The organism is Pseudoduganella sp. R-32 (assembly GCF_049913245.1).
Taxonomy (GTDB): domain Bacteria; phylum Pseudomonadota; class Gammaproteobacteria; order Burkholderiales; family Burkholderiaceae_D; genus Rugamonas.
In genome coordinates, this window is the sequence record NZ_CP183987.1 from 5,431,909 (window position 1) to 5,457,647 (window position 25,739).

A 25,739-nucleotide genomic window follows, 5' to 3' on the forward strand; every position below is an offset into this window, starting at 1 on the left:
AGATATCGAGATCGTTAAACCTAACTGGAAGTATTTTATGTTCGAACGGATGAAAAAAAGGTTCAAAAGCAGTCGAAAGCCGAGCCAAGAACGAATGAAGGGCTGAGCAGTTCTCTACCTTTCAGTAATGACGAAGGTCGCGTTCTCGCTGGTGAGTATGCGATGTGGTTTCCGACCCCGGAAGAGAGTCTGTTTTCCAATTCGTCAGCGCTTGGGCAGATAGAAAGGCTGTATCTGGCATGTAGTGGGATTGAAGAGGTCCTGTATGCGGCGATCCTCTGTCGCATTGGAGCGATAGATGGCAAAGTCACACAACTGGCGCTTCCGGAAGACGGTGCTATCTTTCCGGTCTTAAGTACGTTGCACTTGGAAGAGTGGAAGCAGAGCAACGGGGGCGTATCTATTGAACGACAGTCTTCGCCCTATTATTCTGGATTAGATTGGTGGACGATGATGAAGCGAGCTGCGTCTGAGATAGAAGCTCGACATGAGCCACTACTTGGAGTAGGCAAGATTTTGTACCAAAGCCATCAGCTTGAAGGCGAGTCAGCCGGACCAAGCTGCTAACTCACAGCGATCCCTGAGAATGGATGTGGCGGAACCGGCGGTTAAGGCTTCGAATCGGCGGGGGCCGGCCTGGCCTGGTCCTTGCCCAGGATCTGAACGTAGATTTCGTTCTGCTTGATCATGCTTAGCTCGAAGCGGGCACGTTCTTCGACGGCGCCGGTGCCGTCCTTCAGGTCGTTCACTTCAGAGGCCAGCTTGGCATTACGCTGACGCAGGCCTTCGTTTTTTTCCTGCGCCACCGCGACCTCTTTCTCCAGCTCCGCCACGCGTAGCCAGCCGCCCTTCCCCAGCCAAAGCGGGTATTGGATCAGCAAGAGCAACAGGGCAAGGGCTACAGAAATCAGGCGCATTGGGTCAAAACTGAACCGGCCGGGGAGTCCCGGCCGGTGGGATTGCAATTACTTCAGATTATAGAACGCATCGCGGCCTGGGTAGGAAGCGATATCGCCCAGGTCTTCTTCAATGCGCAGCAGCTGGTTGTACTTGGCCATGCGGTCCGAACGGGACATGGAGCCAGTCTTGATCTGCAGCGCGTTGGTGCCGACAGCGATATCGGCGATGGTCGAATCTTCGGTTTCGCCGGAACGGTGCGAGATCACGGCGGTGTAGCCGGCGCGCTTGGCCATTTCAATGGCGGCGAAGGTTTCAGTCAGGGTGCCGATCTGGTTGATCTTGATCAGGATCGAGTTGGCGATGTCCTTCTGGATGCCTTCTTTCAGGATCTTGGTGTTGGTGACGAACAGGTCGTCGCCTACCAGCTGCACTTTCTTGCCCAGGGCCTGGGTCAGGTGTGCCCAGCCGGCCCAGTCGCCTTCGTGCATCGCGTCTTCGATCGAGATGATCGGGTACTTGTCGCACCAGGTGGCCAGCAGGTTGGTGAACTCTTCAGCCGACAGCACCATGCCTTCGCCTTCCAGGTGGTACTTGCCGTCCTTGTAGAACTCGGACGCAGCGCAATCCAGGCCGATGGCGATCTGGGTCCCTGCTTCGTAGCCGGCTTCTTCGATCGCTTGCATGATCAGCTTGATCGCTTCTTCGTGCGAAGCCAGCGAAGGAGCGAAGCCGCCTTCGTCGCCTACGGCGGTGTTCATGCCGTTCTTATGGAGGATCTTCTTCAGGGTGTGGAACACTTCGGCGCCGTAACGCACGGCTTCCTTGAAGGATGGAGCGCCCACCGGGATGATCATGAATTCCTGGATGTCCAGGTTGTTGTCGGCGTGCGCGCCGCCGTTGATCACGTTCATCATCGGCACTGGCATCTGCATTGCGCCCGAGCCGCCGAAGTAGCGGTACAGCGGCAGGCCGGCTTCTTCGGCTGCGGCCTTGGCGACAGCCATCGACACTGCCAGCATGGCGTTTGCGCCCAGGCGGGACTTGTTCTCGGTGCCGTCCAGTTCGATCAGGGTGCGGTCCAGGAAAGCCTGCTCATTGGCGTCCAGGCCCATGATGGCTTCCGAGATCTCGGTATTGATGTTTTCGCAGGCTTTCAGCACGCCCTTGCCGAAGTAGCGCTTGGCATCGCCGTCGCGCAATTCGATTGCTTCGCGCGAACCGGTGGATGCGCCGGACGGCACTGCGGCACGGCCCATGACGCCGGATTCCAGCAGGACGTCGCATTCCACGGTCGGATTGCCGCGCGAATCAATTACTTCGCGGCCGATGATGTCAACGATTGCACTCATGTGTTTTCTCCAAAGTTAAAGCGAATATCGGGGGCAAAATTGTTGCAAGAATAACAGACGGGACTAGAACCGGTAAACCGGTGTCAGACCCACGGGGTCTGACACCTGCATGTCGTAGCCGCTGACTGCGGATTTGATGGTGTCTGACCCTGCGGGTCAGACACCGGTCTACCGGTTTCGAAAAAAAAGCCGCAACAAGTTGCGGCCTTTCCGGGCAAATCTTAGTTGAAGTTGGATTCGAGGAAGCCAGCCTTCTTGGTGACGCGATCCAGTTCGATCAGAACGGACAGCAGTTCTTTCATGCGGCCGAGCGGCACGGCATTTGGGCCGTCCGACAGCGCTTGTGCAGGAACCGGGTGGGTTTCCATGAACAGGCCGGCCACGCCCACTGCCACGGCAGCGCGCGACAGCACAGGCACCATGTCGCGCATGCCGCCCGACGAGCCGCCCTGGCCGCCCGGCAGCTGCACCGAGTGGGTGGCGTCGAACACCACCGGTGCGCCGGTTTCGCGCATGATGGCCAGCGAACGCATGTCCGACACCAGGTTGTTGTAGCCGAAGGAAGCGCCACGCTCGCATGCCATGAAGTTGTCTTCATTCAGGCCCTTGGCCTTGGCGGCGGCGCGTGCCTTGTCGATCACGTTCTTCATTTCGTGCGGCGACAGGAACTGGCCCTTCTTGATGTTCACCGGCAGGCCGGATTCGGCGCAGGCGGTGATGAAGTCGGTCTGGCGGCACAGGAAGGCCGGGGTCTGGATCACGTCGACCACGGACGACACGGCGGCGATTTCTTCCACGGTGTGCACGTCGGTCAACACCGGCACTTCCAGCTCGCGCTTCACGTCGCCCAGGATTTCCAGCCCCTTTTCCATGCCCGGACCGCGGTACGAGGTACCGGAGGTGCGGTTGGCCTTGTCGAAGGACGACTTGTAGATGAACGGGATGCCCAGTTCAGCAGTCATTTCCTTCAGCGCGCCGGCGGTGTCGAACGCCATCTGGCGCGACTCGATCACGCAGGTGCCGGCGATCAGGAAGAATGGTTTGTCCAGGCCTACATCGAATCCACACAGCTTCATGCGACGTTCTCCTTGGTTTCGACTGCCTTCAGGGCCGGCTTGCCTGCGGCGGCTTTATGCGCCAGGGCTGCCTTGATGAAGGAGGTGAACAGCGGGTGGCCGTCACGCGGGGTCGATTTGAATTCAGGGTGGTACTGCACGCCCATATACCATGGGTGGGCGTTGGCACCAGTGCGCGGCAGTTCCATGATCTCGCACAGGTTCTCGTTCGGGGTGCGCGCTGCCACCACCAGGCCGGCTTCTTCAACACGGGCCAGGTAATGGTTGTTCGCTTCGTAGCGGTGACGGTGACGCTCGGTCACCACGCTGCCGTAGATCTCGGAGGCCAGGGTGCCCGGCTTCACTTCGCAGGTCTGCGCGCCCAGGCGCATGGTGCCGCCCAGGTCGGAATTGGCGTCGCGCTTTTCGATCTTGCCGTCTTCGTTCTGCCATTCGTCGATCAGGGCCACCAGCGGCTGCTCGGTGTCCGGCTCGAACTCGGTGGAGTTGGCTTTGGTGAAGCCGGCCATATGGCGCGCGTATTCGATCAGCGCTACCTGCATGCCCAGGCAGATGCCCAGGTAAGGCACTTTGGATTCACGGGCGAACTGCGCCGCCTTGATCTTGCCTTCCACGCCGCGCTTGCCGAAGCCGCCCGGCACCAGGATCGCGTCGAACTTGGCCAGCTCGGCGACGCCCTTGGTCTCGATCTCTTCCGAGTCGATGTACTCGATGTTCACGCGAGACTCGGTGTGCAGGCCGGCGTGGCGCAGCGCTTCGGTCAGCGACTTGTAGGATTCGGTCAGTTCGACGTACTTGCCCACCATGCCGATCGACACTTCCGCCTTCGGATTTTCCAGGTTGTGGATCAGCTTTGCCCACATGGACAGGTCGGCCGGCGCCGGGTTCAGGTCCAGCGCCTCGCAGATGATCGCATCCAGGCCCTGGTCGTGCAGCATCTGCGGCACTTTGTAGATGGTGTCCACGTCCCATACCGAGATCACGGCGCGTTCTTCGATGTTCGAGAACAGCGAGATCTTCGCCACTTCGTCTTCCGGAATCTTGCGGTCGGCGCGGCACAGCAGCGCGTTCGGAGAGATACCGATTTCGCGCAGCTTCTGTACCGAGTGCTGGGTAGGCTTGGTTTTCAGTTCGCCTGCCGATGCGATGTACGGCACCAGGGTCAGGTGAACGAAAGCGGAATTCTTGCGGCCGGCGCGCAGCGACAGCTGGCGGGCGGCTTCCAGGAATGGCAGCGATTCGATATCGCCGACGGTGCCGCCGATTTCGCACAGGGCGACATCGTAGCCTTCCGCGCCACGGCGGATGTAATCCTGAATTTCATTGGTGATGTGCGGGATCACCTGCACGGTCTTGCCCAGGTACTCGCCGCGGCGTTCCTTGCGGATCACCGATTCGTAGATCTGGCCGGTGGTGAAGTTGTTCACCTTGCGCATGCGAGTCGAGATGAAACGCTCGTAGTGACCGAGGTCCAGGTCAGTCTCAGCACCATCATCGGTAACGAATACTTCACCGTGCTGCATTGGGCTCATGGTGCCTGGGTCCACGTTGATGTACGGGTCCAGCTTGAGCATGGTGACTTTGAGGCCACGCGATTCGAGGATCGCGGCGAGGGAGGCGGCGGCAATCCCTTTACCAAGGGACGACACAACGCCACCAGTGACGAAGACAAATTTGGTCATTGCGAGATCGGCGCCGGGGAGGCGCGCAGCGGGAAATTGAAATTATAGCCTATTTTGACCCCGAATGCGTGCGGCACCGAACAGACCCTGGCCCCACCGGGAAGCAACAATATCTTTATTTCAACAGGAGGCCACCATGAGTCTGGATCGCGACGAATATGGCAATTATGTCGACACTGGCCACCAGGGTCCGGGTCCCCGCCTGATGGGCGCGGACACCCTGATCGGCGACCATGTCCATAACCTGCAGAATGAACACCTGGGCACGGTCAAGGAGATCATGCTCGACATGCAAACCGGGCATATCGCCTATGTGGTGATGGCGTCCGGCGGCGTGCTGGGCATCGGGGAAAAGCTGTTTGCGGTGCCGTTCGAAGCGCTGTCGCTCGACACCTCCAACCACCGCATGACGCTGAATATCGAGAAGGAGCGCATCGAACAGGCGCCCGGCTTCGATAAGAACCATTGGCCGGACATGGCCAACCAGACCTGGGCGACTGAGCTGCACAACTTCTACGGCACCAGCAGCACGACCAGCGGCCCGAGTCATCTGGACCAGAGCTCCCGCTAAAGCTCCAGCCGCATCGGGACAAACCTGATGCCATGCATTTCCGCCACCGGGCCGGTAGCCGTGAAGCCCAGGTGGCGGTACATGGCTTCGGCAAAGGTCGAGGAATTGACGGTGAAGTTGCCAGGGTTGCCGCGCGCCAGCGCACCGTCGCGCGCTAGCTCCCACAGGCGCTTGCCCACGCCCCGCCCGTGCCACGGCGCCCCTACATAAAGGCTGAACAGGTGCGAGTTATCGCGCACAGCGACCACGCCGGCCAGCACGTCACCGTCGAAAGCCAGCTGGTAGCGGTAGTTCTCGTCTTGCAGGTTGCGGCGGATGATATCCGGCGACAGCGATACCAGGAATTCTTCCGCCCCGCTGCCATCGGCTTCAATGGTCAGGTAGGGCTGCAGCGACAGGATCAGCACACTGATCGCCGATGCATCATCGGCCAATGCTGGCCGAATCTCAAACTCCCGGGACAATGTTCTCTCCTTCCACCAGCACGTAGCGGCCGTCACCGAATTTGTAGCGCGCCATTCCGGTGACGTCCTTGCGCTTGCGCACCGCAGTTTCCGGTGCGTTTTCCGGCTTATCCTCCTCGTGTCCGCTAAAGCGCACGACCAGGTCGTCATAAGCCGAGCCTTCGCGCTTTTCGAACTGCCATTTTCCGACGACCGACCAGCAATGCGTCCGGTCCTCTCCGCAGTCGCCGTCATTGTTGGAGAACATTGATACGCCATTGTCGGTGAGGTCGTGCATGGAGCCGTCGCTCAAGTCGAAAATGGACAGGGAGCCGATCTCGTTGCCCATCCATACCCCGCCGTGCATCACGATAAATCCGGGTTTCCCCACGCCCAGGGTTACCCACTGGACTTCGTCAAAGCGCCCGCTTGAACCAAGCGCCGCAATGTTTTCATGCCGCGCGTCGACCTGCCACTTGTCGCCATCTTTGCGCAACACGTAGGCGCTGAGCAGACCGGGCGAGCTGTGACCAGTCATCACCTCGCCATCATCGCCCAGCAATTCCGCATTTGCCACGACAACTACCCGCCCCTCCGGCAATTCCTGCATGGCGACCGGTTGCAGCAGGTACTTGCCCGTTTCGTTGCGCTGCTCAGGATCGGGCATATCGACTTCCATATAAGCCACTTGCTCGTTCCGACCGCCGTATACGACGCGCAGCAATTCCATCATACGCAGGACTTTCGGGTCGACCGGCTTTTTCTCCTCCGCCACCACTTGAGAGGCCTGTGCAGGCGCGGGTTCGGGCGCCGCCTGGAGCGCCTCTTTTTTGGCGCAGGCAGCGAGAATCAGCGCTGCGCAGAACAATGCCAGCTTATTCAACATCAGATGCTTCCGCAGGATTTTCGCCGCTGGCGAGGAGCATGCCCTTCTCGCTCAGGGAATAGCGCGCAGTTGATTTGACCTTGCGCTGGTCGCGCGGCCCGAGGGCGGCGATGTATTCTTCATAAGACGGCTCGGCTCCGGCAGCGTTTGCCTGCGCGTCGGCCTTTTGCCTGGCCTCTTCCGAACGTAGTTCGTCTACGCCTGTGAAGGCAATTTCCAGATCCGCAAAGGCCTGCCCCTGCTTCTGCACCAGGCGCCATTCTCCGCTGATATTCCAGCAATGCGGGCGTTCGCCTTCGCAGTCGCCGTCATTGTCCGAGTGGACGAGGATTTGCTTGCTGGCCAGGGTGCGCATGTCTTTCGCTGTCAAGTCGAACAGCGCCAGCGAACTCACGGACTGGCCGCGATTGCCGCTTTGGCCGACGATTGCAAAACCAGGCTTGCCGGGCCCCAGCGTCACCCAAGTCAGTTCTCCGGCAAAACCATTGCTGCCCATGTCGGCGAGCGATTCGTGGCGCCGGGTGACACTCCATTTACCATCGAGCTTGTCCAGCAAGTAGGCGCTGATGGTCGCCTGCAGCGCCATATCGCGCATGCCCGGTTCAGGACTGTCGGGAGGAATTTCGCTGATGACCAAAGCCGCCTTGCCGCCCCCCAGGTCTTTAAAGCCCAGTATCTCGCGGCCGTTGACAAGCGCGGCATCGCCGAACACAGCACGCGACAAGGCTTTCTCAAGATCCTGTTCTTCGTTGGGAGCGGCCGCTGCCAGGTCTTTCGGGGCAGCCGGTTTGGTTTCCGGAATTCGCTGGCAAGCTGCCAGCAGGCATACAGCAAGAAGTGATATCAATTTTCCATTCATGCAAAAATTTTATCACCATCCGCCCACGCACATTGTCATCAAAACTCACTGGAAGTCGCGGCTGGCGGTTGGAAGGCGGCCTAGCAGGTGGGACAAGTCGACCAGGCGCCGCGCAACCAGGTGGCGCACGATGCCTTCCTGCTGCCACACGCCATATACGCCAAGCAGCGAAGAGCCCAGCACTTCGCGCCGGTATTTTTCCACCATATCGGGCCAGACGATCACGTTGACGTAGCCGGTTTCGTCCTCGATGGTGACGAACAGCACGCCCTTGGCAGTACCGGGCCGCTGGCGGCCAGTGACGATGCCGGCACCGCGCGCCAGCTGGTTGTTGCTGAAGGTGTTCAGCACCTCGGCCGGCAGGAAGCGCTTGGCCAGCAGCGCCGGGCGCAGCAGCGCCAGCGGATGGCGGCCCAGCGTCAAGCCTTGCGAACGGTAGTCGCCAAGGATTTCTTCGCCTTCGGTTGGCGGCACCAGTTGCGGAGTTTCCTCCTCCACTTCGGTCGGGCGCAGCAAATCCTTGTCCGGCACAGCGCCCGCCGCATCCCACAGCGCCTGGCGGCGATTGCCGGCCAGCGAGCGCAAGGCATTGCCGCCGGCCAGTACTTGCAGGTCGTGGCGATTGAGGTCGGCGCGCCGCGCCAGTTCAGTCACGCTGGCAAAAGGCTTGATCGCGCGCGTTTCTTCGATACGCAGCGCGGCTTCGACGCGCATGCCGCGCAGCAGTGCCATGCCGAGCCGCACCGCTGGCTGCGCCTCCCCTGCCTGCTCTTCCAGCGAAGATTCCCACCCGCTGCAAGTGATGTCGACCGGCCGCACCTCAATGCCATGGCGCTTTGCATCCTGCACCAGTTGCGAAGGCGAATAAAAGCCCATCGGCTGGCTGTTCAGCAGCGCACACAGGAAGGCGGCCGGTTCGTGGCACTTGATCCACGAGCTCACATACGTCAGCCATGCAAAGCTGGCTGCGTGCGATTCGGGGAAGCCGTATTCGCCGAAGCCTTGAATCTGCTGGCAGATCTGCAGGGCAAAGGCTTCGTCATAGCCACGATCCACCATGCCTGACACGATGCGCGTCTGGTATTTTTCCAGGCCGCCCTTGCGCTTCCACGCGGCCATCGAGCGCCGTAACTGATCCGCTTCGCCTGGCGTGAAACCGGCGGCATCGATCACCACCTGCATCACCTGCTCCTGGAAGATCGGAACGCCCAGCGTGCGGCCAAGCGCTTTCTCCAGTCCCGGCGGGTAATCAACCTTTGCCTTGCCCATGCGCCGCTGCAGATAAGGGTGCACCATGCCGCCCTGGATCGGGCCGGGTCGCACGATGGCTACTTCAATCACCAGGTCGTAGAACACTTGCGGTTTCAGGCGCGGCAGCATGCTCATCTGCGCCCGCGATTCGATCTGGAACACGCCAATGGTGTCGGCCTGGCAGATCATCTCGTAGGTCGCGCGGTCTTCGCGCGGCACATCCTGCATGGTGAAGATTTCACCTCGGCGCGCACTGACCAGGTCAAAGGCGCGGCGCAACGCGGACAGCATGCCCAGTGCCAGCACGTCCACTTTCAGCAGGCCCAGTTCTTCCAGGTCGTCCTTGTCCCACTGGATCACGCTACGCTCTTCCATGGCCGCGTTCTCGATCGGCACCAGCCGTGACAGCTTGTCCTGCGAGATGACGAAGCCGCCGACGTGCTGCGACAGGTGACGCGGGAAGCTGAGGAATTGCAGCGCCAGGTGGGCCCATTGGTGCGCCACCGGCGATTCCGGATCCAGCCCGCATTCGGCAAAGCGCTCCATCAGCTCGTGCTTGCGGTCAAACCAACGGTGCGACTTGGCGACCTTCTCGACAATTTCCAGGTCGACGCCGAGCGCCTTGCCGCTGTCGCGCAGCGCGCTCTTGGTGCGATAGCAAATGACTGTCGCGGCCAGCGCAGTGCGGTGACGGCCGTATTTGCGGTAGATGTACTGAATGACCTCTTCCCGCCGCTGGTGCTCGAAGTCGACGTCGATGTCGGGCGGCTCGTCGCGCTCGATCGACATGAAGCGCCCCACCACGCTGTTGCCCAGCGCAGGGTCGACTTCGGTAATTCCCAGGCAGTAGCAGACGGCCGAATTGGCAGCCGAGCCCCGTCCCTGGCACAGGATTTCCTGTGAGCGCGCATAGCGCACAATGTCGTACACCGTGAGGAAAAAGTACTCGTACTTCAGTTGCGCAGCCAGCGCCAGCTCTTCCTCGATCTGGTTTTGCACATTGGCCGGCACGCCGGCCGGATAGCGGCGGTGGGCACCGATATAGGTTTCCTGGCGCAGGAAGCTGGATGGCGTATGGCCAGGCGGAATCAGCTCATTCGGATATTCGTAGCGCAGCTCTTCCAGCGAGAACTTGCACATATCGGCAATGCGCATGGTCTCCTCCAGCGCCTCCGCCGGATAGACGTTGGCCAGCCGCAGCCGCGAGCGCAGATGCTGCTCGGCGTTCTGCCCCAGCTCATAACCGCACTCGCTGACCGGCTTGCCGAGCCGCACCGCCGTCAAGGTGTCGTGCAACGGCTTGCGCGAGCGCACATGCATGCACACGTGCCCGGCCGCGACCACCGGCAAGGCATGCTGCAGCGAGACTTCCTCGATCGCCGCGCCGTGCGCCTCGTCGAAGGCGCGGCCCAACATGGTCGTGGCGAGCCAGGTGCGCTCGCCAAAAGTGGCCGCCATCCAGGAAGCCTGCTGGTGCAGGCGCTCCACCTCGGCCGGGTATTCCGGCAGCAGGAGCAGCAGGCAATCCGGCAGGCCGCGCAAATGTTCGCGCTCCGGCGGCGGATTGGCGAAATCGTCCGGATGCAGTTCGTAGCTCCCCTTGTCGGCACGCATGCGGCCAAGGGTGATCATTTCCGAGAGATTGCCGTAGCCATTGCGGTTGGTGGCCAGCGCCAGCAGGGAGAGCGCGCGACTGCCATCGGCATGCGTCAGGTGGAAATGGGCGCCAATCAGCAGCTTCAGGCCGGCCTGCTTGGCCTCGCCATGCGCGCGTACCACGCCGGCCAGCGAACATTCGTCCGTGATGGCCAGCGCGCCATAGCCGAGTTTTACCGCGCGCTCCACCAGCTCTTCAGCATGGGAGGCGCCATGCAAGAATGAAAAATTTGTCAGGCAAAACAGCTCCGCATAGGCGGGCAGCCCGGCGCGTGATGACTGTATATCCATACAGTATTCTACACTGACTCCAGCCATCCGTGCCACCCGCCTCGCCGCCGTTTCCCTCACCGTCCCTCCCGGCGGCGCTATGGACTACGTAGGATCCGCAGCCGTGGCGTAGTTGCAACGTAAACTTGTCATTTGTGAACGCTGTACAAATGAAGTTCAGCTAGAATCAAAGGCAATTTTTCCCAGGAGCAAAAAATTGTCAAGTCCTTCGATTCTGCGTAAAGCCGTTCTGACCGCCCTGTATGGTGCGAGTGCCCTGTCTGCCCTGCCTGTGGCGGCACAAACCCGGGCCGATTCCGGCGACATGACCGTGGTCAATGTGGTCGGTTCGCGCCGCGCGACCAGTTCCCTGACCGATACCGTGGCGCCGGTCGATGTCATCTCCCTGACCAAGGCTTCCGAGCAAGGCGCGCAGTTCGACCTGGCACAGACCCTGACCTTCATTTCCCCATCGTTCAATTCGACCCGCCAGACCGGCGCGGACGGCGCCGACCTGGTGGACTCCGCAGCGCTGCGCGGCCTGAGCTCGGACCAGACCCTGGTGCTGGTGAACGGCAAGCGCCGCCACACCTCCTCCCTGGTCAACATCTTCGGCGCGCGCAACCGCGGCGCCACCGGTACCGACATGAACGCCATCCCCGTGATGGCGATCAAGGACGTGCAAGTGCTGCGCGACGGCGCCGCTGCCCAATACGGCTCCGACGCGATTGCCGGCGTGATGGACATCGGACTGAAAAAGAACGTGGGCTGCGAATCGGCGGTCGGCTACGGCCAGTACGGCGCCGGCGACGGCAAGAACTGGCTGGCATCGGCCTACTGCGGCTTCGCCGTGGCAGGCGGCACCGTCGGCATCACCGGCGAATACCTGGACCGCGGCCGCTCCAACCGCGCCGAGGACGGCAACCCGCGTACCATCGGCGATTCCAAGTCCAAGAACAAGACCGTCTACGTCAACGGCGAAATCCCGGCCGGCCCTGGCCGCGTCTACTTCACCGGCGGCGTACAGCAGCGCGACGCTTCCAGCGGCGCCTGGGCGCGCAACGGCACCGACGACATCCCGACCCGCAACTCCGCCGCCATGTACCCGAACGGCTTCGTCCCGTTCATCAACGGCGACCTGGACGACCGCTACGCCATCTTCGGCTACAAGCAGAAGGTCGGCGACTGGAATGCCGACCTGTCGCAAACCTACGGCTACAACCGCCTGAAGTACAACATCAGCAACACGCTGAACGCCTCCATCGCCAACCTGGACCTGCTGAACGGCGGCCAGGGCATCAGCCCAAGCTCCCTCAATGCCGGCGGCTTCTCCTTCCAGCAGTCGACTACCAATTTCGACATGAATCGCTACTTCGAAGGCCTGGTTGGCGAAGGCCTGAACGTGGCGTTCGGCGCCGAATACCGCGCCGAGAAATACAAGATCTTTGCCGGGGAACCTGGTTCCTACATCGATGCCGACGGCGTGGGCATCGGCGGCAATGCCGGCAGTCAGGGCTTCCCGGGCTTTCGTCCTGGCGACGCGACCGACGCCAAGCGCCATAGCAATGCCGCCTACATCGACCTGGAAGCGGACCTGACCCAGAAAGCCCGCCTGCAAGGCGCCCTGCGCTGGGAGAAGTACAGCGACTTCGGCTCCACCGTCACCGGCAAGATCGCCGGCAGCTACCGCGTCGCCGATCCGGTGCTGCTGCGTGCATCGGCATCGACCGGTTTCCGCGCACCATCGCTGCAACAGGCTTACTTCTCTTCGACCTACACCGACTTCGTGGGCGGCGTGCCAACCGATATCTCGATCACGCCGGCCGTGGGTCCGGTAGGCAAGGTGGCCGGCCTCGATCCCCTGAAGGAAGAGAAATCGCGCAGCTTCACCCTGGGCGCCACCTGGACGCCGAACTCGGACCTGTCGGTCACCGCCGACCTGTACCACATCAAGATCAAGGACCGCATCGTGCTGTCCGGCCAGTTCAACCAGGAGAACTACCCTGCCCTGGCGGACAGGCTGGCGACCATGGGCGTGGGCGCCGCGCAATTCTTCGTCAACTCGGTCGACACCAAGACCCAGGGCCTGGACCTGACCGCATCGCACAAGAGCACTGTGTTCGGCAACAAGCTGACCACCTTCCTGGCCGCCAACATCAGCAAGACCGAAGTGACCGACATCCATGCCCCGGCCGCGCTGCAAGGCTTTGAAGACGTGTTGCTGTCCGAACGCGAACGCCTGTTCCTGGAACAGGGCGGCCCGCGCCGCAAGGCCACCCTGGGCTTCGACTACGTGACCGGCGCGCTGGAGACCAACTTCAAGATCATCCACTTCGGCCCGCAGACCCTGGGTACCTGGAGCGGCACCGCAGCCGGCGTGCCGAACCAGAAATACGAAGCGAAGACTTCGGCCGACCTGGGCTTCACCTACGCCTTCAGCAAGAATGCCAAGCTCAGTTTCGGCGCCGCCAACATCTTCGACGTGCACCCGACGCCGCAAGATCCGAACGAAACCGACAACGGCTTCAAGTACGAGAGCGTGCAGTTCGGCCTGAACGGTGTCGCGTATTTCGCACGTCTGCACGTGAAGTTCTAAGCGTCACTACGGCCCAGCCCGTGTCACCTTGGGGGTGTGACCCCAAGGTGTGACACGGGCTCTTGCGTATGGTTTGATGTAGCGCAAAGACTGCCGCGGTCAGTTGATGCAATGTGGAATCACATTCCACTCGGAGGAGGTGCTATGGCTGCAATGACGATCCACCTGGCTGGCGACGTTATTTCTGCAATCGCCAAATGGGCGCCGATAGAGCATATGTCGGCGGAAGAATTCATCCTCAGCGCCGTTTCCGAAAAGTGCGCGAAAGCGACCGCACTGGAGGAAGTGGAGAGCTTCTGGCGCGACCTCGCCCTCCCCTTGCCCTCCCTACCTGTTCGAAATTAGGGCCAGCTCGGCGCCCATGTTCGCAATCGCCGCGCCAGTGTAGGTATCGGTAAAATAAGGATCGGCGAACAGCGTGCCTGCTTCTGCCTTGCCGCGCAAATGCGCGAGGATCTGCGCGCGCTGGCTGTTGTAGCGTTCTTCCGGCACATGGGCGTATTCGGCGCGGATGCCGCACGCATAGGCTTGGTACACCTCGGCTTCCTGGCCGAGGATGGCCAGGTCGACCGACAGCATGGTGTCTTTCAGCGGATGCGCAATCGCGCCGCCCTGGAAGTGGTCGGTGGCACGGACCAGCGTCGCCACTTCGTCGGCGCGCGCGGCGTCCGGCTCCAGGCCGCTGCCCAGCCACAGGCGTGCGCTGGCTTCTTCATTCGTGATGTCGCCGGCGCCGTGGGCATACACGGCGTCGTGGAACCAGAAGGCGGCTTTGACCAGTGCCACGTCGGCTGGCGCCGCGCCGGTATTGGCGGCCCAGGCGCGAATCTCCGCCAGGCCGTGCACCAGGTGGTCGAGGTTGTGGTAATGGCGGTCGGCGCCGCCGTAGGCCGACGCGCCGGTCACGCGGTCAAACCAGTCGGCAGAATGGGGGCGCTCGCGCCACAGGCTGTCCCACTCCTTGCGCAGCCAGGCCAGGATCCAGGCCTGGTACGCCGGCGCGGGGACGAATTTCTTCATGGTCCAGTTCCAGCCCACCGGGCCTTCCAGCGCCTTGACGAAGCTGGAGCTCACCGAACCCAGGTCGCGCGGCGGCATCACGAACAGCGTCTTGGCGCCGCCGATCACTTCCACATTGGTTTGCTGGATCAGGTTTTCGTAATCGAAATCGGCGGTGCTGCGAATGCCGCGGATCAGGTAGTCGACGCCGTTGCGCTTGGCCACGCGCGCCGTGTATTCGCTCTTGACGATCTGCACGCTGACATTGCCCCAGCCCCGCTCCGCGCAACTGGCCAGCACGATGGCCTTGCGTTCGTCGGCCGAGAATTTGGGCGCCTTGGTGGAGTTCTCGGACAGGAAGACGACCACTTCTTCCGCGAGTGAACGCGCTTCGCCAATGACCCACATATGGCCGTTGGTGATAGGGTCCAGAGTCCCCGAGAAACCGATCTTCTGCATGCCCTGCTCCGCTTGTCGAAAACGACATTCTAGCGCGGGGCAAACTCCACCGTCACTTTCAGGCCGCCAAGGCGCTCCGAGGCGTCCAGCGCCAGCTTCGCACCATGCCGTTCGGCGATGGCGCGGATGATGGCCAGGCCAAGTCCGCTGCCCTGCGCTTCGCTGCCCGGCACGCGGTAGAAGCGGTTGAACACGCGCTCGCGTTCTTCCGCTGCGATGCCGGGGCCGCTGTCTTCCACCACCAGCCGCGGCCCGGCGCCGCCATCCGCCCCCGCGCCCAGTACCGAGACGTCGACCGTGCCGCCGGCCGGCGTGTACTTGACCGCGTTGTCGACCAGGTTGCGCAGCAATATCACCAGCGCGTCGCCCTGCCCTTGCACCGTCGCCTCGTCGGCCTGCTCCAGCCCAAGGTCGATATTGCGCGCTTGCGCCGCGCCAGCCATGTCGCCCACCGCGCGCTTGGCCAGGTCGGTCAGGCTGACCGGCTCCAGCTTGGCGTCGGCCGCTTCGGTGCGCGCCAGCACCAGCAATTGCTCGACCAGGCGCGATGCCCGTTCCACGCCAGCGGACAGGCGGCCGATCGCCACGTCGCGCGCTTCGCTGCAGTCGGCGCGGGCCAGGCTGAGGATTTGCAGCTTGAGCGCGGCCAGCGGCGTGCGCAGCTCGTGCGCGGCGTCGGCCACGAAGTTCTGCTGCGCTTCGAAGGCTGTCTGTACGCGGGAGAACAACAGGTTCAGTTCCTGCACCAGCGGCCGCACCTCGTCGGGAAGGTCGGCATCGGACACTTCGGACAGGTCATCGGCCTTGCGCGAGGCCAGTTGCCGCTGCACGCGCGCCACCGGCGCCAGCGAACCGGAGACCACCCACCACACCACCAGCATCAGCACCGGCGCCATCAGCGCGATCGGCCCCACGGTGCGCAGCGCCAGCGTTCCCGCCATGCGCTTGCGCACCGCCAGGTCCTGGGCGATCTGGATGGTCTGGGTCGCGGTCTGCGCCGAGAACACGCGGTAAGTCGTGCCATTGGCGCGCACATTGGAGAAGCCCAGCACCGCGCGCTGCGGCAGTTCGGCGCGCGACAGCGAACGGAATACCTGGATGCCGTCCGGCGTCCACACCTGCACCACCATCTCGTCGTTGCCGGGATCGTTGGGGTCGCGGTTGCCGGTGGCCGCCATCGGCGCATTGGAGCGCAGCGACATGGCCATCTGCTGCATGTGGTAGTCGAAGATCTGGTCGGCGTCGTTCAGCGCGGAGCTGTAGGCGATCATCGCCTGCGCCACGGCCGCCATGGTGATCGCCGCCAGCAAGAACCATAGCAGGCGCCCACGCAGCGAGTGCGTGACGTTGACCTTCGGGACCGCCATCATCATGCTTTAGGCACCATGTAGCCGAGGCCGCGCACGTTCTGGATCAGTTCCGACCCGAGCTTCTTGCGCAAGCCGTGGATATACACTTCAACCGCATTGGAATTGACTTCGTCCTTCCAGCTGTACAGCTTTTCTTCCAGCTGGGCGCGCGACAGCACGATGCCGGGGCGCGCGATCAGCGCTTCCAGCACCGCCCATTCGCGGGCCGACAGGCTGACCGGCTGGCCGTTGGCAATCACTTCGCGCGTTTGCGGGTTGATCGACACGCCCTTGTGCTCGAACACCGGTTCGGCCCGGCCGGCCGCGCGGCGCAGCAAGGCGCGGATACGCGCCAGCAGCTCGTCCAGGTCGTAAGGCTTGAGCACATAGTCGTCGGCGCCGGCATCCAGGCCGGCAATGCGCTGCTCGACCGCGTCGCGCGCGGTAGCCACCAGCACCGGCGTCAGCTCCTTGCGCGCACGCATCGAGCGCAGGACTTCCAGCCCGTCCTTCTTCGGCAGGCCCAGGTCCAGCAGCACCAGGTCGTAGGTCTGGGTTTGCAGGGCCGTGTCGGCCATGGCGCCATCCTTGACCCAGTCGACGGCGTAGTGCTCTGCCCTGAGCAGGTCGAGCACTACCTCGCCGATCATCGTGTCATCTTCTACCAGAAGGAGGCGCATTGTCTTACCTTTCTTGTTTTGTTAGCCGAGGCGCACCGGGATAAAGATGCGGTCCTCGCCGCGCTGGATCAGCAGCGCTACGGATTTCGTCGATTTTGCCACGAGGTCGCGCACATCGTTGACAGAAGTGACAGGACGGCCATTCACCGACAGCAGCACGTCGCCCGGCTGCACGCCGGCGCTGGCAGCCGCGCCGCCGGCATCCTCGATCAGCAGGCCCGATGCCAGGCCCGATTCACGGCGTTCCAGCGGGTCGAGCTGGCGCAGCGACAGGCCGAGACGCAGCTTGGCGGCTGCTTCATCGTTCTGCACCGCCGCCACATTACGCTCGGAAGCATTGCCCAGCTTGCCTTCCAGCGTGATGGTCTTACCCTGGCGCCAGACCTCGAGCGCTACTTTATCACCTGGCATGGCCAGGCCCACCAACGCCGGCAGGTCGCCCGAGGCGATAATCTTCTGGCCATTCATCTTGCGGATCACGTCGCCCGCCTTCAGGCCGAGCTTGTCGGCCGGGCCGCCGCGCTCGACGTTCGACACCAGCGCGCCTTCCGGCGACTCCAGGTCGAAGGAATCGGCAAAGCCCTGGTTCACTTCCTGCACCATCACGCCCAGGCGCGCATGCACCACCTTGCCGGTCTTGACCACCTGGTCGCGCACGCGGGTCGCCACGTCGATCGGGATCGAGAAGGACAGGCCCTGGTAGCCGCCGCTCTGGCTGTAGATCTGCGAGTTAATGCCGATCACTTCGCCCTTGGTGTTGAACAGCGGGCCGCCCGAGTTGCCAGGGTTGATCGCTACGTCGGTCTGGATGAAGGGCACGTTGGAGTCGTCCGGCAGGGAGCGGCCCTTGGCGCTCACCACGCCGGCGGTCACCGTGTTTTCCAGGCCGAACGGGGAACCGATCGCCAGCACCCACTCGCCCACCTTCACGTCGGTGGAGCGGCCCAGCGGCACGACCGGCAGGTTCTTGGCCTCGATTTTCAGCACGGCCACGTCGGTTTTCGGGTCGGAACCCAGTACCTTGGCGCGGAATTCGCGGCGGTCGGTCAGCTTGACCGTCACCTCGCTGGCGTCGCGCACCACGTGGGCATTGGTCAGGATAATGCCGTCGGCGCTGACGATGAAACCGGAACCGACGCCGTGGGTCGGGCTGGGCGCGCCGCCACGGCCACGCTGGCCGGGAGACTGGAAGCGGCGGAAGAATTCGTAGAACGGATCGTTTTCAGCATCGTCGTCGCCACGGAACTGCGCCTTGGTGGTGCCGGTGGTGCTGATATTCACCACGGCCGGTCCATTGCGCGACGCGATCACGCTGAAGTCAGGCAGCGAGATCATCGGCGCGGGCACCGGTGCCGGCGCGCCCTGGGCAGCATTGGCCGGGACGGTGGCGGTGATGGCGGGTTGCGGCGAAGCGAAGGCCTGGCTCTGCTGGACAGCGATGGCTGCACCGGCACCGATAACACCGGCGGTGGCCAGGGCAAGGAACATGGTGGTGGCGTTGCGCATGATTAAACTCCTGAAGAAGATTGCTTTCTCAACGGCTCTAATATGCGGCATCAAACTTAGACGCGTCTTAATGCAAAAAAGGCCGGAAATCCGGCCTTTTCGGGGTGCTACGCGCGCTTAGGCGGCAGCTTTCTGCTCCAGGGCAGTGTGGTTGACGACGCCGTCGATCGCGATCTTGCGAGGCTTCAGTGCCTCGGGCACTTCACGCACCAGTTCGATGGTGAGCATGCCGTTGTCGAAGGAAGCGCCGGTCACCTTCACGTGGTTGGCGAGCTGGAAGCGCTGTTCGAAGTCGCGGAAGGCGATGCCACGGTGCAGGAAGGTCTTTTCCTGGCCGTCTTTCTGCTTGCGGCCAATCACCACAAGGGAATCGCGCTCGGAAGTAATGTCTATCTCGCTACGATCGAAGCCGGCCAGCGCCATCACGATTCGGTACTGGTCTTCCGACACCAGTTCGATATTGTACGGAGGGTAGCTGGGCTGGTCGCCGCGATGCGAGTCGTTCAGCATCTGGGCCAGGCGGTCAAAGCCGATAGCGGAACGATACAGTGGGGTCAGGTCAAAAGTACGCATTTTCATATCCTTTCAAGGTTAAGCGATATAAGGTCCGGCGGTCCCCGGCTGGGCAACCGCTGAATCCGATATAGGAGCCCCAAAAAGGATTTCAAGACCTTTTTTTCACGTTACGTTCCGAAACAATTTGACCACCCCTGCGTGCTAAACTCGCCCGTCACACTTTCCCCATTGAAATAAATGAAACTGTTTGCCAAGTCCGCTCTCGCCCTGCTGCTGGGCGCCGCCTTCAGCGCCCACGCCGGCCAGGCGATCCCTGCCCCGGCCGACCAGCCTTATCCAGGCACCATCGTAATGAAGGTCGATGCCTCGAATACCGCCCAGAATATCTACCGCATCCAGCAGACCATTCCCGCCAAGGCGGGCAAGATGACGCTGCTGTTCCCGCAGTGGGTGACGGCCCAGCATGGCCCGACCGGTGCGCTGAACCAGTTCGCCGGCTTCAAGGTAAGCGCCAACGGCAAGACCCTGGCCTGGCGCCGCGACAACGTGAACGTGTACGCTTTCCACATCGACGTGCCCGCAGGCGCCAAATCGATCGACGTGGAATACCAGCACCTGGCGCCGACCGAAAGCGCGCAGGGCCGCGCTTCGATCACGCCTGACATGCTGGGCATCCAGTGGCAGTCGCTGACCATGTACCCGGCCGGCTACGCCACCCGCCGCATCCCGATCCAGGCCACGCTGACGCTGCCGGCTGGTTGGCAATACGGCTCCGCGCTGGAAGAAGCGGAACGCAACGGCGATACCGTGACCTTCAAGGCCACCGACGTGGAAACGTTCGTCGACTCGCCGTTGTTCGCCGGCCGGCACTTCAAGCGCTTCGACCTGGACCCGGGCGCCAAGGTGCCGGTGCACCTGAACGTCGTCGCCGACAATGCGGATGCGCTGGATGCCAAGCCCGAGCAGATCGAACTGCACCGCAACCTGGTCAAGCAGGCCTACAAGGTATTTGGTTCCCAGCATTACAAGCACTACGACTTCCTGTTCGCGCTGAGCGACGAATTCGGCCGCGTCGGCCGCGAGCACCACCAGTCCAGCGAGAACGCGCTGAAGACCGACTACTTCACCGAATGGAACAAGAGCGAATCCGAACGCGGCCTGCTCCCGCATGAATTCACCCACTCCTGGAACGGCAAGTTCCGCCGTCCGAAAGGCCAGGACGTGCTGAACTTCAACCAGCCGCTGCAAAACGACCTGCTGTGGGTGTATGAGGGCCAGACCACCTACTACGGTGAAGTGCTGGCGGCACGTTCCGGCCTGATGAAGGCGGCCAGCATCAAGGACGTCATCGCTTCCACCGCCGCGCGCTACACCATCCAGAAGGGCCGGGAATGGCGTTCAGTGCAGGACACCACCTACGATCCGATCATCAACGCGCGCCGCCCCATCCCATGGTCGAACTACCAGCGCAGCGAGGACTACTACACCGAAGGCATGCTGATCTGGCTGGACGTGGATACCAAGATCCGCGAACTTTCTGGCGACAAGCGCTCGCTGGATGACTTCTCCACCAGGTTCTTCGGCGTGGAAGATGGCCGCGTGAACGCGCTGCACTACACTTTCGAAGACGTGGTCAAGGTGCTCAACAGCGTGCAGCCGCACGACTGGGCCACCTTCCTGCGCACCCGCATTGAAGACCTGGGCCCGGTGCCGATGGACGGCATCACCCGCGCCGGCTACAAGCTGGTATTCGCGGAAAAGCAGACCGAGTTCCTGAAGGCGGCGGAAGACCGCAGCAAGTCCGCCGATTTCACCTACTCGCTCGGCTTCAACGTCGGCAGCGAAGGCAAGATCGAAAGCATCCAGTGGGACGGCGTAGGCTTCAAGGCTGGCCTGTCCGGCAGCACCACCCTGCTGGCAGTCAATGGCCGGGCCTACAAGGCCGAGCTGCTGCGCAAGGCGATCACCGAGGCCAAGACCAGCAAGAAGCCGATCGAACTGCTGGTGAAACACGGCCAGCAATACAGCACCGTGGCGCTGGCCTACTACGAGGGCCTGAAGTATCCGCGCCTGGAACGCATTGAAGGCACGCCTGACCGACTGGAAGCCATCCTGGCGCCGCGACAGTAAGTCACCATGGTGCGGGCGCACTGCGGTGCGCCCGTTTTCCCTTGGCCGCGTTAGAGTGGTGGCCATCATGGTCACCGTCTACACATGGACTACGCCCAACGGGCGCAAGCCGCTGATACTGCTGGAAGAACTTGACCTGCCTTATGAGGTGGTGCCGGTCAACCTGCGCGAGCATGAACAGTTCGCCCCCGAATTCCTCGCCATTTCGCCCAACAACAAGATTCCCGCGTTGAAGGATGGCTCGCTCACGCTGTTCGAAAGCGGCGCGATCCTGACCTACCTCGCCGAAAAATACGATCGCTTTCTCGCTTCCGAGGGAACGCAACGCTACCGCACCTTGCAGTGGCTGCACTGGCAGGTTGGCGGCCTGGGCCCGATGCTGGGCCAACTGGGCTTCTTTGTGAAGGAAGGCATCGCGCTGCCGAAGGAACACTTCATCGCCGAGGCGGAGCGCTTGCTGAATGTGCTCGATCGCACCCTGGCCGGCAGCCCCTACGTGGCCGGCGATCACTACACGATTGCCGATATCGCCTGCTATCCCTGGACGGAAGCCGCCGCCTCCCACCTGGAACTGAACCTGTCCGGCAAGCCCGCCGTGCAGCGCTGGCTCGCCCAGGTCGGCGATCGCCCTGCCGTCAGGAAGGCGATGGCGTGGAAGCCTGGAAATCCTTGAGGTAGCGTGCGCTCCAGGCGGCAATCAGGCCCGCCACATACGCCGCATCCTCGCGAACGGTCAGCAGGTGGTCGGCCGTATCGAGCGAAATAAAGCTCTTGGGGTGTTTCGCTGCCGAGAAAATCTCCAGCGCATTGTTGATGCCGACCGTCGTATCGCCCGGCGCGTGCATGACGAGCAAAGCCTTGCGCATATTGGCGATCTTGTTGCGCAAGCTGTTCTCCGCCACGTCTTCCAGGAATTGCCGCTTGATGCGGAACGGCCGCCCGGCCAATTGCACCATGGCCTCGCCCTGCGCCGTGATCGCATCGACCTGGTCGCCGAACAAATGCGTGACGTGCACCGGGTCGCTCGGCGCGGCAATGGTGACCACGGCTTGCACCTCCGGCACGGTGCCGGCGAAAGCCAGCGTGGCAGCACCGCCCAGGCTATGCCCGATCAGGATGCGCGGCGCCTGGAATTCACGCCGGAGAAAGTCGGCAGCCGCCTGCAGGTCGGCCACATTGGAGGAGAAATTGGTGTTGGCAAAATCGCCTTCGCTGGCGCCCAGGCCGGTGAAGTCGAAGCGCAGCACGGCAATGCCATGTTCAGCCAGCGCCTGCGCAATGCGGCTGGCCGCGAAAACATCCTTGCCGCAGGTGAAGCAATGCGCAAACAGGGCGTAGGCACCTACGCCGTTTTCCGGAGCGTCAAGACGCGCCGCCAGCATTTGCCCCTCGGCGCCAGGGAATTCGAGTCGTTGTGCGTACATACGTCCCCCTTTCGCCAACCATGATACTTCAGGCGAACAGGCCATGCAGGTACCAGCACGTTTCCTCGGTGCCAGGCGTGCGTTCGCGGTAGACCCAGTAGTAGGCGTTGTCCTCGCCCTCGGCGATGAAATAGTCGCGAGTTTGCGTTTCGCTCCACCAGCCGGCCTCGATGCGTTCGGCGCTCGACACCATGCGCAGCGGCGAACAGTAGAACGGGCGATGGTCGCGCATCAGCAACTGGATCGGCTTGGGCAGCAGGAAGGCCGGGCGCGGCAAGGGGCGCGGCGGCATCTGGGCTGCCACGTCGGCCGGGCGTACCTTCTCGTGCAGCGGCACCCAGCGGTTGGCCACTTCGGGCCTGTAGTCGGCCTTGGGATATGGTTGCAGCACGTTTTCCGCACCGAGGCGAGCCACCAGCACTTCGAACAGGCGCTGACGCTCCTGCGGACTGCCGCCGGGATCGGGAAACAGCGAATCGCTGAGCGGCGCCATCGGCTCGACCTGGGCCGCTTCCAGCACCAGCCCGATCGCCGGTGCCGGCAGTTCCACCTTGGCCAGGCGTTCCTTCAGCAGGCGCACGATGTGTTCGTCGCGCCAGGTGGGTTCGGCCAGCACCACTTCCACCGGCGTCGGCGGGCAGGCTTCGCGGCCGCGTTCATGTTCCAGCAACAGGCGGATGCGCGAGACGGCGAACTGGTGGGCGCACAGCCAGCCGGTCAGCTGCTGCAGCAGGCGGCAGGCGCCGGCCAGCAGCAGGTCGGTGTTCTCGATGCGGCCGAACAGTTCCAGCTTGGCCTTGAAGCTGGGCGGCGCTGCCAGCCATTCGTGCATTTCAGGCGCCAGGCCCTGCGCGGCATCGAGCATGTCCAGCACTTCGATACCGCAGCGGCGCTGCAGGCCGGGGCGCGGCAGGCGCACCAGGTCGCCGATGCTGAGACAACCAATACCGTCCAGCCAGCGCTGGTGGCGCTGCAGCGGCGGCAGCAAGCCTACCGGCAGGCGATGCAGGCGGCGATGCAGGCTATCGAGCTTGAGCGCGCGGCCGCCGCCAGCACGTGCCAGCAGCCAGGCGCCGCGCGCGGTGGGCGCCACGCCCAGCACACCGCTGAAGCCGAGTTTTTGCAGGCTGCCGCGCACCAGGCGGCACAGGCGGCGGATGCCGCCGAACAGGCGCAGGCTGGCGCCCACGTCCAGCAGCAGGGTGGCGCCCTCGCCTTCCGCCACTTGCGGCGTGTATTGCAGCATGGCCATGGCGACTGCGTGCAGTGCTTCTTCTTCCTGCTGCGGGGCGCGTTCGTGCATCCGGACTTCCGGCGCCAGCATCAGGGCGCCGCTGCGGCGCATGCCGGGACGCACGCCCATCAGGTGGGCGCGGTAGGAAACCGCGAGCACGCTCTCCTGTTCCAGCACCACGCTGCACAGGTCATCCGACCAGTTCGGACAGAACACTTCGAGCGGTAGCCGGGGCAGGTAGAGGCCGATCCACAGGCGCATGACGTTGCAGCAGGGTTGGAGTTAAGGGCAGGAACAGTGGCGTGTCGCGCTGCGGTCCCCGGCGTTTGACGAATTCGATATTGATGCCTCCGGGAGCCGGCCGCAGCGCTAGCCGCAACGGCGCGGGGGAGGAGTCCTGGGCGGCGGCAATCGGCCGCAGCAGGAAGAACAGCGCTTCGCCGCACTGGGCAGCCAGGTGCAGGCGCCGCAGCGATTCGTTGCGGATGTGCTGTTGCCACAGCAGCACCGCGCCGCAACTGCCGCTGCGCAGGATCTGCTCGGCCGCCCACAGGCTGTCGGCGGCCTTGCCGGTGTTGCGGATCCACAGCAGTTGCTCTGGGGGCAACTCAAAACCCAGGGCTTGAGGTGCGTACGGGGGCTGCAGCAGGGCCGCCGGACGGTTCAGCCTGGCCAGGGTGGATTTCAATAGGCGCAATTCGCCAACACCAGGTTGTTGAAGCAACAACTCCGTCAGGACGCCCGTCGGCCAGCCGCCCCCGGGCAATTGGTGGGAGAGGACGGGAATGCCGGTATCCACACAGGACGTGGCTCCCTTGGTGAGCTGGGAGGCCAGCCAGAGGGCCGGGTGCAGGGGTTGGGGGTCAAAGAGCGCCATGCCGAACAATACTGTATATGCATACAGTATAATCCTACGAGCGCGAAGAGAAAACCTGTTTCAGCGTTTGGGCATCCAGCACGGCCTCGCTCCATTGGGCAAGCTGTTCCGGGCTGGCTTTGGCGAGGCGCTTCTGGACAGTTGGCGACAATGCCCCAAAGCGCCGATGCAACTGGCGCTCAAGCAAGTCAATCGCCCCCTCGCGCCGCCCTTCTTGCCGTCCTTTTTGCTGCCCCTCCCGTAGCCCTTCTTGCCTGCACAACTGAAACATGGGGCTAATCCATTCCACGTCACGCCTCCTTTCCAGCCGGACGATGTTGCGTCGCAGTCGCTCTTGCAGTTCAGGCGGCAATGCCATCAATCCGTCTACCACTTTAAACAAATTAATGATACGCCGCCTGCGCCACCCGCGTTCGTACAACAATCTGACGACACGCCATTTCTCCGCATAGCGCCGTTGCGGCATCCCGTGCGTCCGTTGAGCAAGAAGGTGAGCTGCAGCAACCCAGGCAAAGATGTTCCGCTCCAGCAGCAATTCATCGACCAACTCCGCGTAGCTCGACAACTTTGCCACCGCAAACCTGATGCCCATCTCAGTGCCAAGCACGCAATTATGGAATGCATCGGGGCGCCAACGCTTGCCAGCATCGGCCAGCAAAACCAGACTAGCGACAGGCAAGCCATACTCGTCAAACAAGCCGTAGTTGTAAGCCAGGATGCGCCGCGCAAGGTTCAAGTCGCGCTGCGCCTGCACTTCGACGTGGAGTAATACCTCACGCCCATTGTGCAGGAACACACTGACTAGCAAGTCAGCAATCAGGGTCCGTGACCGACCATCACGGCGGAACTGATTCAGTTCTTTATCGCGCAGGCGACGCGGCTGGCCCCAGTCAATTTCATCTGAAAGCTGTGGAAAAAAGAACGCCACGAAGTCCGCGAGGTCGCGCCTGAGTACGCTCTTCCATAGTGGGTCGAAAGTATCAGCCATCAAAACAGCCTATCCGCGCGCCGCTCCTTGGCATACCG

The 25,739-nt window shown here is 62.6% G+C and carries 22 protein-coding genes; 5 read left to right on the forward strand and 17 right to left on the reverse strand.

Annotation, left to right across the window (positions count from 1 at the left end; all coding sequences use genetic code 11):
• Positions 1 to 608: 608 nt before the first annotated feature.
• From ftsB to ACN9MU_RS24800, 4 genes are all read right to left on the reverse strand, one after another.
• Positions 609 to 917, reverse strand: coding sequence for a cell division protein FtsB (gene ftsB / locus ACN9MU_RS24785; RefSeq protein ID WP_426163550.1), 309 nt, complete (start codon positions 915 to 917; stop codon positions 609 to 611).
• Between the two features lie 48 nt (positions 918 to 965).
• Positions 966 to 2,249, reverse strand: coding sequence for a phosphopyruvate hydratase (gene eno / locus ACN9MU_RS24790; protein ID WP_426163552.1), 1,284 nt, complete (start codon positions 2,247 to 2,249; stop codon positions 966 to 968).
• 221 nt (positions 2,250 to 2,470) lie between these two features.
• Positions 2,471 to 3,325 (reverse strand): 3-deoxy-8-phosphooctulonate synthase, encoded by an 855-nt coding sequence (gene kdsA / locus ACN9MU_RS24795; RefSeq protein WP_426163554.1) that lies wholly within the window; start codon positions 3,323 to 3,325, stop codon positions 2,471 to 2,473.
• The gene (locus ACN9MU_RS24800; protein WP_426318905.1) at positions 3,322 to 5,007 is read right to left on the reverse strand and encodes a CTP synthase; all 1,686 of its coding nucleotides are present in this window, start codon (positions 5,005 to 5,007) and stop codon (positions 3,322 to 3,324) included. Before ACN9MU_RS24800 ends, kdsA begins: the two co-directional genes overlap by 4 nt.
• A 136-nt stretch (positions 5,008 to 5,143) precedes the next feature.
• On the opposite strand from ACN9MU_RS24800, the gene ACN9MU_RS24805 reads away from it, so the two are divergent.
• Positions 5,144 to 5,578 (forward strand): PRC-barrel domain-containing protein, encoded by a 435-nt coding sequence (locus ACN9MU_RS24805; protein WP_426163558.1) that lies wholly within the window; start codon positions 5,144 to 5,146, stop codon positions 5,576 to 5,578.
• Here ACN9MU_RS24805 and ACN9MU_RS24810 read toward each other — a convergent pair.
• Genes ACN9MU_RS24810 through ACN9MU_RS24825 form a run of 4 tightly spaced genes read right to left on the reverse strand, consistent with a single transcriptional unit; the run spans position 5,575 to position 10,964 of the window.
• Positions 5,575 to 6,042 (reverse strand): GNAT family N-acetyltransferase, encoded by a 468-nt coding sequence (locus ACN9MU_RS24810; protein ID WP_426163560.1) that lies wholly within the window; start codon positions 6,040 to 6,042, stop codon positions 5,575 to 5,577. The two genes, ACN9MU_RS24805 and ACN9MU_RS24810, sit on opposite strands and share 4 nt — an antisense overlap.
• Positions 6,026 to 6,907: a hypothetical protein gene (locus ACN9MU_RS24815; RefSeq protein WP_426163562.1), complete on the reverse strand. Its 882-nt coding sequence runs from the start codon at positions 6,905 to 6,907 to the stop codon at positions 6,026 to 6,028. The genes ACN9MU_RS24810 and ACN9MU_RS24815 overlap by 17 nt, the downstream gene beginning before the upstream one ends.
• Positions 6,897 to 7,754 carry a hypothetical protein gene (locus ACN9MU_RS24820; protein ID WP_426163564.1) on the reverse strand — a complete coding sequence of 286 codons (858 nt, stop codon included), beginning with the start codon at positions 7,752 to 7,754 and terminating at the stop codon, positions 6,897 to 6,899. Before ACN9MU_RS24820 ends, ACN9MU_RS24815 begins: the two co-directional genes overlap by 11 nt.
• Positions 7,755 to 7,811: 57 nt before the next feature.
• On the reverse strand, positions 7,812 to 10,964 hold the full coding sequence (locus ACN9MU_RS24825) for an error-prone DNA polymerase (RefSeq protein ID WP_426336259.1): 3,153 nt from the start codon (positions 10,962 to 10,964) through the stop codon (positions 7,812 to 7,814).
• A 196-nt stretch (positions 10,965 to 11,160) separates the two neighbouring features.
• On the opposite strand from ACN9MU_RS24825, the gene ACN9MU_RS24830 reads away from it, so the two are divergent.
• Positions 11,161 to 13,539 (forward strand): TonB-dependent receptor plug domain-containing protein, encoded by a 2,379-nt coding sequence (locus ACN9MU_RS24830; RefSeq protein ID WP_426343591.1) that lies wholly within the window; start codon positions 11,161 to 11,163, stop codon positions 13,537 to 13,539.
• A 144-nt stretch (positions 13,540 to 13,683) separates the two neighbouring features.
• A complete protein-coding gene (locus tag ACN9MU_RS24835; protein ID WP_426163571.1) occupies positions 13,684 to 13,884 on the forward strand; it encodes a hypothetical protein in 201 nt (66 codons plus the stop codon).
• Here the strand turns inward: ACN9MU_RS24835 and coaD are convergent.
• The 5 genes from coaD to ACN9MU_RS24860 all read right to left on the reverse strand — a co-directional run bounded on the left by coaD (position 13,867) and on the right by ACN9MU_RS24860 (position 19,105).
• Positions 13,867 to 14,997: a pantetheine-phosphate adenylyltransferase gene (coaD, locus tag ACN9MU_RS24840; RefSeq protein ID WP_426336260.1), complete on the reverse strand. Its 1,131-nt coding sequence runs from the start codon at positions 14,995 to 14,997 to the stop codon at positions 13,867 to 13,869. The genes ACN9MU_RS24835 and coaD overlap by 18 nt on opposite strands.
• Positions 14,998 to 15,026: 29 nt before the next feature.
• Complete coding sequence (locus ACN9MU_RS24845; protein ID WP_426344905.1) at positions 15,027 to 16,367, reverse strand: ATP-binding protein; 1,341 nt, start codon at positions 16,365 to 16,367, stop codon at positions 15,027 to 15,029.
• On the reverse strand, positions 16,367 to 17,026 hold the full coding sequence (locus ACN9MU_RS24850) for a response regulator (RefSeq protein ID WP_057261227.1): 660 nt from the start codon (positions 17,024 to 17,026) through the stop codon (positions 16,367 to 16,369). The genes ACN9MU_RS24845 and ACN9MU_RS24850 overlap by 1 nt, the downstream gene beginning before the upstream one ends.
• Before the next feature lie 21 nt (positions 17,027 to 17,047).
• Positions 17,048 to 18,532 (reverse strand): DegQ family serine endoprotease, encoded by a 1,485-nt coding sequence (locus ACN9MU_RS24855; RefSeq protein ID WP_426163577.1) that lies wholly within the window; start codon positions 18,530 to 18,532, stop codon positions 17,048 to 17,050.
• A 117-nt stretch (positions 18,533 to 18,649) separates the two neighbouring features.
• Positions 18,650 to 19,105, reverse strand: a complete 456-nt coding sequence (locus ACN9MU_RS24860; RefSeq protein WP_426163579.1) for an Hsp20 family protein — start codon at positions 19,103 to 19,105, stop codon at positions 18,650 to 18,652.
• 180 nt (positions 19,106 to 19,285) lie between these two features.
• Here ACN9MU_RS24860 and ACN9MU_RS24865 point away from each other — a divergent pair, with 180 nt between their 5' ends.
• Positions 19,286 to 21,178: a M61 family metallopeptidase gene (locus tag ACN9MU_RS24865; protein ID WP_426318912.1), complete on the forward strand. Its 1,893-nt coding sequence runs from the start codon at positions 19,286 to 19,288 to the stop codon at positions 21,176 to 21,178.
• Entirely contained in the window at positions 21,129 to 21,851 is a 723-nt protein-coding gene (locus ACN9MU_RS24870; protein ID WP_426343592.1) for a glutathione S-transferase family protein, read from the forward strand. Before ACN9MU_RS24865 ends, ACN9MU_RS24870 begins: the two co-directional genes overlap by 50 nt.
• On the opposite strand, the gene ACN9MU_RS24875 is transcribed toward ACN9MU_RS24870, so the two are convergent.
• The 4 genes from ACN9MU_RS24875 to ACN9MU_RS24890 are packed head-to-tail and all read right to left on the reverse strand — an operon-like array spanning position 21,814 to position 25,701.
• A complete protein-coding gene (locus tag ACN9MU_RS24875) occupies positions 21,814 to 22,602 on the reverse strand; it encodes an alpha/beta hydrolase family protein (RefSeq protein ID WP_426318914.1) in 789 nt (262 codons plus the stop codon). The genes ACN9MU_RS24870 and ACN9MU_RS24875 overlap by 38 nt on opposite strands.
• Positions 22,603 to 22,630: 28 nt before the next feature.
• Complete coding sequence (locus tag ACN9MU_RS24880) at positions 22,631 to 24,097, reverse strand: Y-family DNA polymerase (RefSeq protein WP_426336262.1); 1,467 nt, start codon at positions 24,095 to 24,097, stop codon at positions 22,631 to 22,633.
• On the reverse strand, positions 24,027 to 24,713 hold the full coding sequence (imuA, locus tag ACN9MU_RS24885; RefSeq protein WP_426318918.1) for a translesion DNA synthesis-associated protein ImuA: 687 nt from the start codon (positions 24,711 to 24,713) through the stop codon (positions 24,027 to 24,029). The genes ACN9MU_RS24880 and imuA overlap by 71 nt, the downstream gene beginning before the upstream one ends.
• A gap of 34 nt (positions 24,714 to 24,747) precedes the next feature.
• Complete coding sequence (locus ACN9MU_RS24890) at positions 24,748 to 25,701, reverse strand: DUF4351 domain-containing protein (protein ID WP_426343593.1); 954 nt, start codon at positions 25,699 to 25,701, stop codon at positions 24,748 to 24,750.
• Between the last annotated feature and the right edge of the window lie 38 nt (positions 25,702 to 25,739).